Raw genomic sequence first — 17,657 nt, 5'->3', positions numbered from 1 at the left:
GGCCGCGGAACGCATGATTGTCGTAGCACTTTTTCAATCTGGATAGGCAGATATGATAACCGACCAGGAGTTGCAGGCTCTCCTGACCGATGTAGAATCGGACCGGGTGGAGCGAAAGGCCTCTCTCAGCGATCGCAGCAAGATCCGGCAGGCGATCTGCGCCTTCGCCAATGATTTGCCGAATTCGTGTCTTCCTGGTGTCATCTTCATCGGGGTCAATGACGACGGCAGTTGCTCCAAACTTGCGATCACGGACGAGTTGCTGCGCACAATTGCGGACATGAGATCGGATGGCAATATTCTGCCTTTTCCCAGCATGACCGTCCAAAAGAAGGTGCTAGCAGGTTGTGAAATTGCCGTCGTCGAAGTGCAACCGGCCGACTACCCGCCGGTTCGCTACAATGGCAGGGTTTGGATACGCGTGGGACCGCGCCTCGCCCAGGCAAGCCTGGAAGAGGAAAGAAGATTGATGGAGAAGCGACGCGCCGGCATCCTGTGGTTCGATCAACAGCCGGTGATTGGCGCAACCAGCGAGGACCTCGATCTCGAGTACTTTCGAATTCATTATCTACCTGCGGCGGTATCTCCTGAAGTGCTTGCCGAGAATCAACGTTTGATCGAAGAACAGTTGGCCTCATTGCGATTTCTCGACCGGCATCTAGTTCCAAATGTCGCCGCCATGATCGTCTTTGGCAAAGATCATCTTCGTTGGCTTCCAGGAGCATATCTGCAATTCCTGCGGCTGGACGGCACCGAACTGACCGACGCCATACGACACCAAGTTGAACTGACGGGCCCCTTGGAAGACCTGATTCGGCGCCTTGACGAGGTATTAGCCGCCAATATCTCCACGACGTCTGATGTGCGCAGCGGGTCAACAGAGACCAAGCAGCCAGACTATCCCATGGTGGCCCTGCAGCAAATCACCCGCAATGCCTTGCTGCATCGGTCCTATGAATCCACCAGCGCGCCCGTGCGAGTCCATTGGTTCACAGACCGCATTGAAATCCACAGTCCCGGCGGGCTCTATGGCAATGTTAACGAACGGAATTTTGGTCAGCCAGGCGTAACGGACTATCGCAACCCTTTGTTGGCGGAGGCCATGAAGGTTCTGGGTTTTGTACAACGCTTCGGTCTGGGCATTCCCCTGGCCAGGAAAGAACTGCGGCAAAACGGCAATCCCGAGCCGGAATTTCATTTTGATCCGACTCGCGTACTCGTCACCATTCGGAAACGGCCATGACGACCATTGTTTTCTTCAACAACAAGGGCGGCGTGGGGAAGACATCTTTGACCTACCATCTCGCCTGGATGTTTGCCGATCGCGGCGTGAGAGTTTTGGCCGCAGATTTCGACCCCCAGGCGAATTTGACTTCCATGTTCCTGGAAGAGGACCGCCTCGAGGAGCTGTGGCCGGAAGGCGAACATCCGCTCAGCATTCTGGGAACCATCAGGCCAATCCTCAGAGGGACGGGAGATATTGCCGTCCCGCACGTGGAGGAGGTGGCAGACAATATTGGGGTGGTGGTAGGTGATCTTGGCCTGTCCTTGTTTGAGGACAAGCTCTCGGACGCCTGGCCGCGCTGCCTCGATGGAGATGAGTCTGCCTTTCGCATCATTTCCGCTTTCCATCGCGTGCTGCTGCAGGCAGCGCAGACGCGGGAAGCTGAGCTGGTTTTGCTTGATATTGGCCCGAATTTGGGCGCCATCAATCGGGCGGTTCTCACCGCTGCGCAATATGTCGTCGTGCCGTTGGTGCCCGATCTGTTTTCCCTGCAGGGGCTGCGCAACCTGGGCCCGACGCTGCGGCGCTGGCGGCAAGAATGGCAGGAACGGCTGAAAAAAAATCCCGAGCCAGAACTGCAATTGCCGGTTCACAGCATGGAGATGTCAGGATACGTGATTCAGCAACATGCCATCCGGCTGGACCGGCCGGTTAAATCCTACTCTCGCTGGCTGAGTCGTATTCCCCTGGAGTACCGAATTCATGTTCTGGAAGAATCGGCCGCAACTACAGTCGGGGCCAGGGCTGAAAATGATCCTCACTGCCTCCATCTGCTCAAGCATTATCGCAGCCTGATGCCGATGGCTATGGAAGCAAGAAAGCCGATGTTTTTTCTCCGGCCCGCTGACGGCGCCATCGGCGCGCATGCCAAGGCGGTGCAGGATTGCTATCTCGATTTCAAAGCCATGGCGTTCAAAATTGCTGCGCGCTGCGGCATACCGGTTTCATGAAGCGACTGATCTGACGCTGCTTACCACGAAAAATGCAGGAACATTGCCATGATCAACTTCTCCCTCTCCGAAGAACAGCAGCAGTTCCGCGAACTCGCGCATGAATTCGCGCAAAACGAAATCCGCCCCGTGGCCGCGCACCTCGACGAGCAGGAAGAATTCCCCGCAGCCGTTTGCCGGAAGGGCTGGGAGCTCGGTTTGATGAACGTGCACATTCCCAAAGAATTTGGCGGCATGGGCTTGGGCGTGCTGGAGGAATGCCTGATCTCCGAAGAGATCGGCTGGGGCTGCACCGGCGTGGGCACGACCATGATCTGCAACACCCTCGCCATCGCGCCCGTCATCGTTGCCGGCAATGACGATCAGAAGAAGAGATTTCTCACGCCGCTCACCGAGGAGTTTGCCTTCTGTTCCTATGCCGTCACCGAACCCGGCGCCGGCAGCGACGTGCAGGCGATCAAAACCACCGCAAAAAAAACCGGCACCGACTACGTGCTCAACGGGCAGAAGATGTGGATCACCAACGCCGGCCACGCCCGCTGGTTTTTTGTGATTGCCTACACCGATCCCGCCAAAAGCTACAAAGGCATCAGCGGCTTCATCGTACCGGCGGACACGCCCGGCGTGAAAATCGGCAAGCACGAACCCAAGCTGGGGCAACGTTGCTCGGACACGCGCGGCGTGAGTTTTGAAGAGGTGAAAGTGCCGGCCGCCAACATGCTCGGCAAGGAGGGCGACGGCTGGAAAGCCGCCATGGCTGCGTTCGATCATTCCCGGCCGGTGGTGGCCGCCATGGCGGTCGGTTTGGCGCGCGCCGCGCTGGAACACGCCGCGAGCTACGCAAAGGAACGCAGGACCTTCGGCGTGCCCATCGCAGCGCATGAGGGCATCAGCTTCATGATCGCGGACATGGCCAAAGACATCGAAGCCAGCCGCTTGCTCACCTGGCTGGCCGCGTGGACCATCGATCAGGGCAAACGCAACACCCTGCAGGCCGCGTACGCCAAATGCTTCGCCGCGGACACCGCCATGCGCGTGGCCACCGATGCCGTGCAGGTTTTCGGCGGCTACGGCTTCTCGCGCGAATATCCCGCCGAAAAACTCATGCGCGATGCCAAAATTTTTCAGATCTATGAAGGCACCAGCCAGATTCAGCGATTGATTATTGCGAAGGAGATTTTTGAAAGGTAAGGGGAAGTGCGGGGCCGCATTTGAAATGCCTTGCCTGCTGTGCTATTCGCTGCGCTGAATTTCCTCCCGCCGGAGCCCTGCAAAGACGGTCAGGCTCTCGCTGCGAGTTCGATGGACCAAGAATCCCTACGGAACAAGAGACAGAATAAAGACAACAAATGAGGCAGAGATCTTTGCGGACCTTTGCGGTTTGGCATCTTTGCTCAAATTCTTTCAATGATGAAGAGGAGACCATCATGCTGCAACGTCTTCCCCTCTCGCTTTTCGCGCTTGGGCTTGTGGCTGCTGCAGTTCCTGCCCAGGAATCATTGCGCCCCGTGCACACCTACTCCATCGTCGCCCGCGATCCGCAAACCGGAGAAATGGGCGTCGCCGTGCAATCGCATTGGTTCTCGGTCGGCGCGCTGGTCACCTGGGCCGAGGCCGGCGTGGGCGCGGTGGCGACGCAATCGTTCGTCGATCCCGCTTACGGTCCGCTCGGCCTGCAACTCATGCGCGCCGGCAAAACCGCGAAACAGGCATTGGCTGCGGTGCTCGCTGCTGATCCCGGCGAGGCCGTGCGCCAGGTCGCGATGATCGACGCGCAGGGCAATGTGGCCGCGCACACCGGCAGCAAGTGCATTCCCGCGGCCGGGCACTTCGTAGGGGAGAATTTTTCCGTGCAGGCCAATCTCATGTTGAATGAAAAAGTCTGGCCGGCCATGGCCGCAGCGTATCAGAACACCAGCGGCGATCTGGCCGGCAAAATGCTCGCTGCGCTCGATGCCGCGCAGGCCGTAGGCGGCGACATTCGCGGCAAACAATCCGCCGCGATTCTGATCGTGAGCGGAACCAATACCGGCCGGCCGTGGGCGGATCGCATCATGGACCTGCGCGTCGAAGATCACCCCGAGCCGCTCAAGGAATTGCGGCGCCTGGTGCACGTCCTTCGCGCTTATCAACACATGAATGCCGGCGATCTCGCGGTCGAACACAACGACATGGCCAAGGCGCTGGCGGAATACGGCGCCGCACAGAAGATGATGCCCGACAATCTCGAAATGGCTTATTGGACCGCGGTTGCGCTCGTCAACGCCGGCCGCCTCGACGACTCGTTGCCGCTGTTCCAAAAAGTCATTGCCGGCGATCCGAATTGGGCTGTGCTGACACCGCGCCTGCCGCAGGTGGACTTGCTGAAAGTGGATGAAGTTCAGTTGAAGAAGATTCTGAGCGTGACACCGAAACCGAAGGGAGAATAGTAACCCATCGCCGTTATTGCGGCCCGATGGTTGGCATTGCCACACTTGAATCTCTCGACAAAAGAGAGTATCTTTGCCCGCACGTCGAGGTGAAACCCAGGACCAAGAATTCGAGTGACTGCGCCCCCCGACCTCGCATTCTAGCCGAAGTGCCGGGGGCCATTCTCTAAATGCGGACTACTCTGGAAAAACCAATGCGACCGCGAAGCTCTTTTCCAGCTTGGTTCGTTTGCAGTCTGGCAGACTGCGTTACACAAAAACAGGGTGAAATGAGGCACATCATGTCTCTGGTCATCAATGGCAAGTACGTTTACGACGCTTCCGGGAAAATTGTGGAAGTCATCCTGCCCATCGATCAATTTCAGGAATTGCGTCGCCGTGCCGCTTCCGCCGCGGCGCCCATCGAATTTTCCGAACAAGCCCTCGCCGGCCGCGAAGAACTGAGCGCCAAAGAAATGACACAAATCGCTGTGTTCGGCGGTGCTTTCGATTGGCTCAGGGATGAACCCGATCTCTATACGGATGCTGATGGAGAAGCGGTATGAACCTTGTGCCGCTGGCGCGTGGCGATATTGTTTTGGCCGCTTTTCCCTATGCCGACCTTTCCCTGCAAAAACGGCGACCCGCGCTCATGCTCAATGAGAATACAGATCTGGGGGATGTCATCCTGGCTTTCATCAGCAGCCAAATTCCTGCCAGCCCGCCTCCCAGCTCTCTTCTTCTCGCAAGCTCTGAACCGGAGTTCCAACAAACCGGTTTGAAGATCGATTCGGTGATTCGATTGGACAAGATTGCAACCATCGAGCGCTATCTCATCACTCGCCGTTTGGGTAGACTGCCGGATAGCAAGCGAGAGGAGATGGAGAATGCCTGGGCTTATGCGTTACGGATCTCGATTCATCGGTCATAAATGGCGTCGATCCGAATTGGGCTGTGCTGACACCGCGCCTGCCGCAGGTGGACTTGCTGAGGGTGGATGAAGTTCAGTTGAAGAAGATTCTGAGCGTGACACCGAAATCAGGGAAAAAGTGATTTCACCGCAAACCCATCGTGATGGAAAATGTGCCCGCCCAAGTTTGCCAGCAATGCGACGAACAGTATTTCGACCCGGCAACCGTGACGATGCTCCAGAAAATCGTTGGAAGCCGTAAGAAACCGGAACGAACGATCAAGGCACCGGAGTCTGATTTGGCGGCCGTCGTCTTGTAAAAATCTCGCCGACCAAAGACGTGAATCGCGCTGCCGCCTGATTTGAGCCGTTGGAATCGGGCAGCAGCGGTTTTTGCATTTTTGCAAAGAAGCCGGCTTTCCTTCCTGATTTCTGCGAAATCTCCGCTTCGCAGGATTTGCTCTCCCCTGACCCAACATCAATAAAGTCAAAGGTCTCGCTCTCTGCACCAGCGTCTGGCGCAAAGATTGCAAGTTGCCCGTCAGATTCCCAGGCCCTGGAGGCGCAGGAGGCTCCAAGGTGCAGGATTTCCCCTTCTCCCCGTCCCTGACCTGCGGCGGCGCAGCAGCCGCCTAACTCTCAGAACCTCGATCGGCGCGGCTGCATGCTGATTTCGGCTGCGTGGATCGGCGCACCCGCGTGCGCACCTCTGCGCGGCAACCGCGGATTTCTCCATGCAGTTCTTTCTCGACCAGGCGTGCTAATCACAAGGGCATCCGACTATGAGTCAAGGTCTCGACAAAGAAACCCTCGATCTGACGCTTTCTGCCATCAAAGAATTTGCGACCAGCCATCTTCCCGAAGAAAAACTTCTCGAACTCGATGCCAAAGACGAATTCCCCGTCGCTCTCGTGCGCGAGATGTGCACGGACTTGGGCATTCAACTTCTCTTCATTCCCGAAGAATTTAGCGGCATGGGCGGCGGCGCCTTTGATGTCTATCACATCTGCGAGCAATTGGCCCGCATCGATCTTGGCATTGCCACCGGCGTGTTCGCCACTTTTCTCGGCAGCGATCCGATTATGTTCGGCGGCACACCTGAGCAGAAAAAGAAATGGCTCACTCGCATTGCGGAAGAAGGTCTGCTCATGGCCTACGGCGCCACCGAGCCGGAAGCTGGCAGTGATTTGGGCGCGCTGCGCACCACCGCCACGCCGGTCGAAAAGGATGGCAAGATTGCCGGCTACAAAATCAGCGGCAACAAAATGTGGATCAGCAACGGCGGCTACGCGGATCTCTACAGCATCTTAGCGAAAGCGCCCGGCGGTCCGAGTTGGTTTATTGTGGAAAAAGGCGCGCCTGGTTTCAGTCACGGCAGGCCGGAAGACAAGCACGGCATTCGTGCCAGCAACACCGCTCCCCTTTCGCTCGATGAAGTTTATGTCGAGGCTGATCACCTGCTGGGTGATGTCGAAGGGCAGGGACTCATTCAAGCGCAATTGGTTTTTGGCTACACCCGTTTGATGGTCGCGGCATTTGGCCTTGGCGCGGGTTGGGCCGCGCTCGATCGTGCCATTCGTTATTCCACCGAACGCATGCAGGCCGGTGGTCCGCTCTCCGAGAAACAAGGCTACACGCACAAGCTCATTGTGCCGCACGTCGCCCGCCTAGAAGCCAGCCGCGCCTACATCGAAGAAACCGCGGAGCGCATCGATTCCACCGGCGATAATCTCAACACCGAAGGTGCGATTGCGAAATACCTCGCCACGGAAGCCGGCAACCTGGCTGCTGATGCGAGCATGCAAGCGCTTGGCGGTTACGGCTACGTCAGAGAATACATGGTGGAGAAAATCAAACGCGACGTGCGCATCACCACGATTTACGAAGGCACGTCCGAAATTATGGAGATGACGATCTGCCGCGACCGCTGGCAATTGCATCTGAAAACCCGCGGCCAGCATTATCACGACGAAGCGCGACGATTCGAGGAATTGCATGCGCGTCATCCCAACCTCGGCGCCAACATTGCCGCCTTGAGCTTGCATGCCCTCGCCGAACTTCTGGAAAGAGCGCGCGTGCGGCGTTTGACACGAAATCAACACGTCATGTTTCGCCTCGGAGAATTGATTGCCTACGCCGAGTGCGCCGGCAGCCTCGCCAATCGCGCCATTCGTGCCGCCGATGGCAAGTTGAATTCAAAATCCGACGCGCGTTTCAATCCCGAAGCATTGGCCGCCATCAGCCGCGTCTTTGCGCGCGAAGCGGCGATGAAGGTGGCGGAAGAAGGCATGCGCTGGATTGTTGGTGCGGATGACATCAATGATGTTGAGTTGGCGGAGTTTGAAAAGAAATTGAATCTTCCCGCTATTCATCGGACGCAAGCGGGATTGATTGCGGACATGGATTTTGTGGCGGATGTGGTTTATGGGCGAAAATGAACTCCCGCGAAATCAATGCCGCAGCTATTGGGCCGAAGCCGCCTAAAGGCGACCGGAGAGACTTGAAAAATTCATACAGACGGCTTTGGCCGTCTTCTGCTCTGAGCCTGACGGTTTATCGTCAGGCGTTGAAAAAACAACTTTCACCGGAATCAAGAGATAAAAGATTTCATGCCCGCCCAATCAATGACCACAGCCGAAATCCTCGTCCGCTACGTCGCGCTGCCCGATAAACTGGAAGCCGCCCTCGCCGGTCTCGCGGAAGCTGATCTCGAATTGGCCCGCTCAGCAGAAAAATGGACCATTCGTCAAATCGTCCATCACATCGTCGATGCGGACGAAGTGACGAAAGTCATCATCAAAGCGGCGCTGGGCAATTCCGGTTGCACCTTCGGGTTGGAGTGGTACGATCTCAAAAATTCCTGGGTCCCGATTTTGAATTACGCGAGCCGCCCGGTTGCACCCGCTCTCGCGCTCTTTCGAGCCAATCATCGCGACCTGGAGGCGCTGCTGAACCATTTGCCCGAGGCGTGGGAGCGGTACGTCATGCTGAAGCGCGACGCCAATTCGGAATTGCGCAAGATCACGGTCGGCCAGCTCATCCAAACGCAAACCGCCCATGCGTTTCATCATATCGAGCAAATCCGCGCGACGCGAGATGTACATAAAAAATAGAATTTCTTTTACTCTTACTCCTACTCCTACTCTTACTCCTACTCGGCTTCAAAACCTCGCGTTGGAAAATCGTTAAGAGCGAGTAGGAGTAGGAGTAGGAGTAGGAGTAAGAGTAGGAGTAAGAGTAAGAGTAAGAGTAAGAGTAAGAGTAAGAGCGAGAGCAGTAAATTTCAGCGGAGAGAAGAAATGAAATCTTCGGCGCACAAAGCCGTCGCGGTTGTGGGTGTCGGCGCGATCCTGCCGGACGCACCGGATGCCGCGGCCTTTTGGCAAAACATAAAAACCGGACGCTACAGCATCAGCGAAGTTCAGTCCGACCGCTGGGATCCGGCATTGTATTTTGATCCTGATCCCAAAGCGCCTGACAAAAGCTACTCGAAGATCGGCGGTTGGGTGCGCCAGTTCGAATGGGACCCGCTGAAATGGAAGCTCCCCATCCCGCCGCGCGTCGGTGCCGCCATGGACCTGGCGCAGAAATGGGCCATCGTTGCCACGCGCGAAGCGCTGAGTGATTACGGCTTTCCCGGCCGGCCGCTCGATACCGACCGCACCGCGGTGATCATCGGCAATGCCTTGGGCGGCGACAACCATCTGCTTACTTCCACCCGCATTCTCTTTCCGGAATTCCTCGCCGAGTTGGATCAAGCCGCCGGCTTCGCGGAGCTGCCCGCGGCCGTGCGGGAGACCATCCTCGCCGAGTTCCGCCAGCGCGTCGGCAAGCGCTTCCCGGAAATCACCGAAGACACCATGCCCGGCGAACTCTCCAACATCATCGCCGGCCGCATTGCCGCGCTCTACAATTTCCACGGCCCGAATTACTCCACCGATGCGGCTTGCGCCTCGGCCATGGCGGCCATCAACGCCGCAGTCGAAGGCCTGATGGCGCGCGATTTCGATGCGGTGATCACCGGCGGCATCGACGCCAACATGAGCGCCTCTTCCTACGTCAAGTTCTGCAAGATCGGCGCACTCTCTGCGACCGGCACGCGGCCGTACGCGGCCGGCGCGGACGGCTTCGTGATGGGCGAGGGCGCGGCACTTTTCGTGCTCAAACGCCTGGCTGATGCCGAGCAGGAGGGCGACAAAATCTACGCGGTGATTCGCGGCCTGGGCGCCTCCAGTGACGGCAAAGGCAAGGGCATCACCGCGCCCAATCCCATCGGCCAGCGGCTAGCAGTGGAGCGGGCTTGGGAAAGTGCCGGACTCTCTCCCGCCATCGCCACGATGATCGAAGGCCACGGCACCTCAACGGTGGTAGGCGACCTCGCCGAAGTCGAAAGCCTCATCGAGGCCTTCAGCCCGCACGGCATTCCGGCGGGCACGATTGCGCTGGGTTCGGTGAAATCCAACCTCGGCCACCTCAAAGGCGCGGCGGGCGCGGCCGGCATTCTCAAAACGATCTTTGCATTGCACGAAAAAGTACTGCCGCCCAGCCTCAACTTTGACAAGCCGAATCCCAACCTCGATTTTGTCCGCTCGCCCTTCTACGTCAACACCGAGTTGCGGCCGTGGACCGCAACGCGCGAAGGTGTGCGCTGTGCCGGCGTGAGCGCGTTCGGCTTTGGCGGCACCAACTTTCACACGGTTTTGGAAGAGTACATTCCCGGCCGGATCGCGCACAGCACGAAAACCACGGTTGCCGCCGGTGAATTGAGCAGCACGCCCGCGGTCGCCTCACTCAAAACCCCGTTGCGCGGCGCGTTGCTGTTGGGCGCAGAGCATGAAAAAGCGCTGGCGCAACGGCTGGCGGCGGTGCAGCAACAAGCAGCCGCCGGCTCGGCGCCGCCGGTCGCGCCGCCGCTGCAATCCGATCTGCAAGCACCGCTGCGCCTTGCCCTCGATTACGGCAGCGCGGCCGAGCTTGCCGAAAAAGCGGGCAAGGCTTTGAAAGCGCTGGAGGAAAAACAATCCGGCCGCTGGAAAGCCCTGCGCGCCAAGGGCATCTTTTTGGGCAAAGGCCCGAAGCCCAAGGTCGCTTTTCTGTTCACCGGCCAGGGCTCACAATATCTCAACATGCTGGCGAGGCTGCGCGCCACCGAGCCGATCGTTGCCGAGACTTTTGCCGAGGCCGATCGCGTCATGCAGCCGCTACTCGGCGGCAAACGCTTGAGCGATTACATTTTTCTGGATGAAAGCGATGAAGCGGCCAAAGCAGCCGCCGAAGAACACCTGAAGCAAACGACCATCACGCAGCCGGCCGTGCTCACCACTGAAACCGCACTGGCGCGCTTGCTGGGCGCTTATGGCGCGGCGCCGGACATGGTGATGGGCCACAGCCTGGGCGAATACGGCGCGCTGGTGGCGGCCGGTGCCTTGCCGTTCGAGGAAGCCCTGCAGGCAGTGGCGGCGCGCGGCAGTGAAATGACCAAAGCCTCGTTCGATGACAACGGCATGATGGCCGCGGTCTTTGGCCCCATTCCTGAGATCGAAAAAATTCTCAGCACCATCGCCGGCTACGTGGTGATTGCCAATCTCAACAGCACAAAAGAAGCGGTGATCGGTGGCGCCACGGCAGCGGTGGAAAAAGCCATGGCCGCGGTGCGCGAGGCCGGCTACGTGGCGCGGCCGCTGCAAGTGAGCCATGCCTTTCACACCAAGATTGTCGGTGCGGCCGGCGAGGCGCTGTCTCGCATTTTGCAGCGCATGCACCTGCAATCGCCGCGCATTCCGCTGGTGGCCAATGTCACCGGAGAATTTTACCCGACGGGTCCGCAGGTGACGCCGCAGATGATCGAGATGCTGGCGCAGCAGGTTTACTCGCCGGTGCAATTCGTCAAAGGCTTGCGCACGCTGTACAACGCCGGGGCGCGGGTGTTTGTGGAAGTCGGGCCGAAACGTGTGCTCTACGGTTTTGTGGATGACGTGTTGGGCGAGCATGAGGACGTCTACGCCCTGTTTACCAATCATCCGCGCATCGGCGAGGCTGAGTCGGTGAACCTGGCGCTTTGCGGGTTGTATGCCGCCGGCGTGGGCCATGGCCTCGCCCCTGCTGTTGAAAACGTTTCCGCCATGTTGCCAACGGTTTCTCTGCCAAGCAATCTGCCGGCGCGTGCGCCGCTTCAATCAGCAGCGCCGGCGCCAGTTTCACCGGCACCGATGCCTGTGTCTGCCGCAGCCATGCCGGCCCCGCGGCCCACCGCAACCGGCAGCCGCGACCGCTATGTGGAGCTTGGCCATTTGTTCGCGGAGTTTCTCGAAAAGGGTTTTCAAATCTACTCCGGCGGCCAACCGGCAAAACCCGCGCCGGTCACAGTCTGCATCAGCGGCGCGGCCATGGGCTTGCCCGGCGTCGAGCGGGTCTTCGACGATGCCAATGTCGAGCGCATGCTGCGCGGCGATCAGTTCATCGGGCCGGTGCCCATGCCTTTCCGCCGCGCGATGGTCGACAAGAACATCACGCGGCTGGTGAAAACCGCGGAGGGCAGCAGCCGTTTCGAAATCATTCAAGACTTGAGCGAGGTGATCAAGCTCGCGGCGCGCGCCAAACCGCTGGATTTGGTGCATGACTTCGGCTATCCCGAAGACCGCCTGGGCGCGCTCGACATCGTCTCCCAACTCGCGATTGCCGCCGGTATCGACGCGCTGCGCGACGCCGGCATTCCGCTGGTGATGCGCTACAAAACCACCACCAAGGGCACGCAACTGCCCGACCGCTGGATGCTGCCCGAGGAAATGCGCGACGATACCGGCGTGATCTTCGCCTCGGCCTTTCCAGGCATGGACTCACTGACCGAGATCATCTCCGGATACTATCAAGACCGCATTCGCCGCGAACGCCTGGAAGAGCTGCGCAGCCTGCAACAGCGCGCGCAGACCGACGGCAGCCCGGCTTTGCGCGCTGAACTCGAGCGCCGTATCGCGAGCCTGCAGGCCGAGAGGGAAGCGCATCCCTATCACTTTGACCGGCGCTTCCTTTTCCGCGTGCTCAACATGGGGCACTCCCAGTTTGCGGAATACATCGGCGCGCGCGGCCCCAACGTCGGCACCAACGGCGCGTGTGCCAGCACCACTCAGGCAGTGGCCATGGCCCATGATTGGATTCAAACCGGCCGTTGCCGCCGCGTCATCATTCTCGCTGCGGATGATGTGACCTCCAACAATCTCATGGAATGGTTCGGCGCGGGTTTTCTCGCCTCAGGCGCGGCCGCCACGGATGAGAAGGTCGAAGAGGCCGCGATTCCCTTTGATCGCCGGCGCCATGGCCTGATCGTCGGCATGGGCGGCGCCGCCCTGGTGGTGGAAGCGCTCGACGCTGCGCACGAACGCGGCCTGCAGCCGATTTGCGAGGTGCTCAGCACGATCGCGGTAAACAGCGCCTATCACGGCAGCCGGCTGGATGTGCGTCACATTGTCGGCGTGATGGAAAAACTCATTGCCGGCGCCGAGGCCGCCTGGGGCATCAGTCGCTACGAAATTGCATCGCAATTGGTATTTGTCTCCCACGAAACTTACACGCCCGCGCGCGGCGGCAGTGCCTCCGCCGAGGTGTTTGCCCTGCGCGACGTGTTCAAGTCCGCGGCCGATCAAATCGTGGTGGCCAACACCAAAGGCTGCACCGGCCATCCCATGGCGGTCGGCATCGAAGACGTGGTGGCGGTGAAGATTTTGGAAACCGGCATCGTGCCGCCGGTGGCCAATTTCAAAGAAGTCGATCCGGAGTTGGGTCTGCTGAATCTGTCGCGCGGCGGCTCCTATCCGGTGCGCTATGCGTTGCGTTTGGGCGCGGGCTTCGGCTCACAAATCAGCATGTCGCTCACGCGCTGGCTGCCGCCCGCGGATGGCCAACGCCGATCGCCGCGTGAACTGGGCTATCAGTATCGCATCGTCGATCCGGTGAAGTGGCAAAATTGGCTCCGCCGCGTCACCGGCTATCCGGCGCCGGAAGTCGAAGTGACCTATCGCACGCTGCGCGTCAAGGATCAAGGTCCGGCGCAAATAGAACGGCCTGCGGCAACCAGCGCCGCCGTGCCCGTGCCGCCGCCGGTGCCTCCAGCCGCAAGGCCGGCACCGCTTGTTCCTCCGGTTGCTGCAGCCGCACCGCCGATTCCGGCCGCAGCTCCAATGCCCCAGCCCGCCGCGCCTCCACCAGTGGTCACCGCCGCGCCGGCGCTTGCAGTTGATCCGGTGCAGGAACGCATCATGCAGATCATCACGGAAAAGACCGGCTATCCGCGCGACATGCTCGATCTCGACCTCGATCTCGAAGCGGATTTGGGCATTGACACCGTTAAGCAGGCCGAGATGTTCGCCGCCATTCGCGCGGCTTATGACATCCCGCGCGATGACACGCTCAAGCTGCGCGATTTCCCCACGCTCAAGCATACGATTCAATTCGTCTATGATCGCCGGCCCGATCTCCGCAAACCCGCAGCCGCGCCAATGCCTGCGGCGCCGGCAATCGTTGCGCCGCCGCCGGCTGCTGCGCCTGCAATTGCAGGCGATCCGGTGCAGCAGCGCATTCTGCAAATCATCACTGAAAAAACCGGCTATCCGTCGGACATGCTCGATCTCGATCTTGATCTCGAAGCGGATTTGGGCATTGACACCGTCAAGCAAGCCGAGATGTTTGCCGCGATTCGCGCGGCTTATGATATCCCGCGCGATGACACGCTCAAGCTGCGCGATTTCCCCACGCTCAAGCACACCATTCAATTCGTCTATGATCGCCGGCCGGATCTCAAACCCGGCATCGCCGCGCCTATGCCGGTTGCGCCGGCCGCGGAGCCGGAAACGATCGTCGCGGCGGCTGGCGAGGATCCGGTGAAGCTGAAAGTGTTGGAGATCATCGCAGAGAAAACCGGCTATCCGCCGGACATGCTCGATCTCGATCTTGATCTCGAAGCGGATTTGGGCATTGACACCGTCAAGCAAGCCGAGATGTTCACGGCCATTCGTGCGGCGTATGACATCCCGCGCGATGACACGCTCAAGCTGCGCGATTTCCCCACGCTCAAGCACACCATTCAATTCGTCTATGATCGCCGGCCGGATCTCAAACCCGGCATCGCCGCGCCTATGCCGGTTGCGCCGGCCGCGGAGCCGGAAACGATCGTCGCGGCGGCTGGCGAGGATCCGGTGAAGCTGAAAGTGTTGGAGATCATCGCAGAGAAAACCGGCTATCCGCCGGACATGCTCGATCTCGATCTTGATCTCGAAGCGGATTTGGGCATTGACACCGTCAAGCAAGCCGAGATGTTCACGGCCATTCGTGCGGCGTATGACATCCCGCGCGATGACACGCTCAAGCTGCGCGATTTCCCCACGCTCAAGCACACCATTCAATTCGTCTATGATCGCCGGCCGGATCTCAAACCCGGCATCACCGCGCCGGCAGTCGCGACACCGCCTCCGGCTGCAACAGTTACCGGCGTGACCGTCGCAGCCGCGCCGGTTGCCGCCAGTCTGGAGGCCGCCAATCAGATTCCGCGGCGCATGCCGGTGCCGGTGTTGCGGCCGCCGCTCGCCCTCTGCATACCCACGGGCGTCACGCTCGCGGCCGGCAGCCGCGTACTGCTGATGCTGGATCAAGGCGGTGTAGGCAAAGCGCTTGCCGGCCGGCTGCAAAAACTCGGCGTGGAAACGTTGGTGATTGACGACGCGCCCAACGCTGAAACGCTACAGGCGCGCCTCACCAATTGGCTGACAGCCGGGCCGATTCAAGGCGTGTACTGGCTGCCGGCGCTCGACCCGGAAGGCGAGCTTACGGCATTGGATCTCGCCGGCTTTCGCGAAGCGGCGCGGGTGCGCGTGAAACTGCTCTTCACCACCATGCGCGCGCTTTACGACCACATCAACAAAGCCGGAACCTTTCTCGTTTGCGCCACGCGCCTCGGCGGCCAGCACGGTTATGACGAGGCAGGTGCACTCGCGCCGCTCGGCGGTGCCGTCGCCGGTTTTGCCAAGTCCTACAAGCGGGAACACAGCGCCGCGTTGGTGAAAGTGGTGGATTTCGAAGCGGGCCGCAAAACCGCGGCTTTTGCCGATCTTTTGATGGACGAGACGCTGGCCGATCCCGGTGCAGTGGAAATCGGCTACCAGCGCGGCCTGCGCTGGAGCATCAGCCTGGCAGAAAAATCCGCTGTCGATGGCCAGCCGGGCATGATGCTCAACCGCGACACGGTCTTTCTCATCACCGGCGCCGCGGGCAGCATCGTCTCCGCGATTACCGCCGACCTGGCGCAAGCCGCGGGCGGCACGTTTCATCTGCTCGATCTCGCGCCCACGCCTGATCCGGCTGATCCGGATTTGCAGCGCTTTGCCGCGGACAAGGAAAACCTCAAGCGCGATCTGTTCGAAAGAATCAAAGCCCGCGGCGAGCGTGCCACGCCGGCGCTGGTGGAGAAAGAGCTGGCCGGCCTCGAACGCAAGCACGCGGCGCTCGCTGCCATGCAAGCGGTGCAACAGGCGGGCGGCACCGCGTACTACTACAGCGTCAATATGTTGGACAGCGCGGCAGTGGCTGCAGCGATGCAATCCGCGCGGCAGCGCAGCGGCCGCATCGACGTGTTGCTGCATGCCGCGGGGTTGGAGATCAGCCATCTTTTGCCGGACAAAAAGCCGCAGGAGTTCGATTTGGTCTTCGATGTCAAAAGCGAAGGGTGGTTCAACCTGCTGGCCAATCTCGCTGAGCTGCCGCTGGCTGCGGCCGTTGTGTTCAGCTCGATTGCCGGCCGCTTTGGCAACGCCGGCCAAACCGACTACAGCGCCGCGAATGATTTTCTCTGTAAGAGTGTCGCCAACTTCCGTAACAGCCGGCCCGCGACCCGCGGCATTGCCCTGGACTGGACTGCCTGGGGCGGCATCGGCATGGCGGCGCGCGGTTCGATTCCGGCGATCATGAAGCAGGCTGGCATCGACATGCTGCCGCCGGCAGCCGGCATTCCCGTGATTCGCCGCGAGCTGACCGCCGGCGCCACGCGCGGCGAAGTGGTGATCGCGCAAAGGCTGGGCATGATGCTCAGCGAATTCGATGAGACCGGCGGCTTGCATGCCGGCCCGAAGAGTGAGCTGTCCGCCCGGCTGCAATCGCGCGGCGTGATGATCGGGCAAGTCAGCGGCATGGGCCTTTACAGCGGCCTGACCGTAAACACGACGCTCGATCCCACGCAGCAGCCGTTCCTGCACGATCATCAAATCAGCGGCACGCCGGTGTTGCCCGGCGTGATGGGCCTCGAGGCAATGGTGGAAGCGGCGCTGGTGCTGTTTCCCGAGCGCCATGCGATCGCGGTCGAAGAGGTGAATTTTCTCGCGCCTTTCAAATTCTACCGCAACGCGCCGCGCACGATTACGGTGCAGGTGCAATATGCGGCGGAGCAGGAGGAAATCGTAGCGCAATGCCGGTTGCTGGGCAGCCGCACGCTGCATGGCCAGTCCGAACCGGAGGTGACCACGCATTTCACGGCACGAGTGCGGCTGGCTGCCGTGCCGGCGGCGCCGGCAAAGCGCGAGAAGATCGATCCTGCTGCCGCAGGCGCGCGCGTCGCGGCGGCGGACATCTACCGGCTGTATTTTCACGGCCCGGCTTATCAAGTGCTGGCGACCGCCTGGCGCGCGGGCAACGAAGTGATCGGCCAGTATGCTGAAAATCTGCCGGTCAATCACGTACCCGAGACGCTCGCCACGGCAGCAGCACCGCGCTTGCTCGAGTTGTGTTTTCAAACCGCCGGCATTTGGGAGTTGGCGAGTCAAGCGCGCATGGGCCTGCCTTCGCAAGTGACCAGCATCGCTTTCGGGCGGCCGGCCGAGGGCGTGAAAGGCCGCTTGTTTGCCGCGGTGCAGCGCGGCGAGAATGAAACGTTCGAGGCACAGGTTGTAGATGACAAGGGCAATGTCTACCTCACGCTGCGCGGCTATCGCACCATGGCGCTGCCGGATCCGGTGGCGCAGGCGTTGCTCCAGCCGTTGCGGGTGGTGGTCGAATAGAAATGACAAACTGAAAGCGTGAATGCAGAATCCCCAAAGGTTGTCGGTCGCGCGGACGGACGGCAACCT

9 protein-coding genes are annotated in these 17,657 nt (G+C 60.1%); all 9 read left to right on the top strand.

The genetic code is table 11. The features are described from left to right. Window positions 1–52: 52 nt before the first annotated feature. The 9 genes from L6R21_09220 to L6R21_09180 all read left to right on the top strand — a co-directional run bounded on the left by L6R21_09220 (window position 53) and on the right by L6R21_09180 (window position 17,588). Window positions 53–1,243 (top strand): putative DNA binding domain-containing protein, encoded by a 1,191-nt coding sequence (locus L6R21_09220; protein ID MCK6559371.1) that lies wholly within the window; start codon window positions 53–55, stop codon window positions 1,241–1,243. Then, window positions 1,240–2,235: an AAA family ATPase gene (locus L6R21_09215; protein MCK6559370.1), complete on the top strand. Its 996-nt coding sequence runs from the start codon at window positions 1,240–1,242 to the stop codon at window positions 2,233–2,235. Before L6R21_09220 ends, L6R21_09215 begins: the two co-directional genes overlap by 4 nt. A 51-nt stretch (window positions 2,236–2,286) precedes the next feature. Further along, the gene (locus L6R21_09210) at window positions 2,287–3,426 is read left to right on the top strand and encodes an acyl-CoA dehydrogenase family protein (GenBank protein MCK6559369.1); all 1,140 of its coding nucleotides are present in this window, start codon (window positions 2,287–2,289) and stop codon (window positions 3,424–3,426) included. A 236-nt stretch (window positions 3,427–3,662) separates the two neighbouring features. Next, window positions 3,663–4,664, top strand: a complete 1,002-nt coding sequence (locus L6R21_09205; GenBank protein ID MCK6559368.1) for a DUF1028 domain-containing protein — start codon at window positions 3,663–3,665, stop codon at window positions 4,662–4,664. 281 nt (window positions 4,665–4,945) lie between these two features. Further along, window positions 4,946–5,209 carry a hypothetical protein gene (locus L6R21_09200; GenBank protein ID MCK6559367.1) on the top strand — a complete coding sequence of 88 codons (264 nt, stop codon included), beginning with the start codon at window positions 4,946–4,948 and terminating at the stop codon, window positions 5,207–5,209. Further along, entirely contained in the window at window positions 5,206–5,574 is a 369-nt protein-coding gene (locus tag L6R21_09195) for a type II toxin-antitoxin system PemK/MazF family toxin (GenBank protein MCK6559366.1), read from the top strand. Before L6R21_09200 ends, L6R21_09195 begins: the two co-directional genes overlap by 4 nt. 761 nt (window positions 5,575–6,335) lie before the next feature. After that, window positions 6,336–7,991 (top strand): acyl-CoA dehydrogenase family protein, encoded by a 1,656-nt coding sequence (locus L6R21_09190; GenBank protein ID MCK6559365.1) that lies wholly within the window; start codon window positions 6,336–6,338, stop codon window positions 7,989–7,991. A gap of 171 nt (window positions 7,992–8,162) precedes the next feature. Continuing rightward, on the top strand, window positions 8,163–8,666 hold the full coding sequence (locus tag L6R21_09185) for a DinB family protein (protein MCK6559364.1): 504 nt from the start codon (window positions 8,163–8,165) through the stop codon (window positions 8,664–8,666). Between the two features lie 186 nt (window positions 8,667–8,852). Next, the gene (locus tag L6R21_09180) at window positions 8,853–17,588 is read left to right on the top strand and encodes an SDR family NAD(P)-dependent oxidoreductase (protein ID MCK6559363.1); all 8,736 of its coding nucleotides are present in this window, start codon (window positions 8,853–8,855) and stop codon (window positions 17,586–17,588) included. Window positions 17,589–17,657: the final 69 nt, after the last annotated feature.

The sequence above is a fragment of the bacterium genome, from assembly GCA_023150945.1.
Taxonomy (GTDB): Bacteria; Zhuqueibacterota; Zhuqueibacteria; order Zhuqueibacterales; family Zhuqueibacteraceae; genus Coneutiohabitans.
Note: the sequence above shows the minus strand (reverse complement) of the source record. Positions and strands in the feature narration are given on the sequence as shown.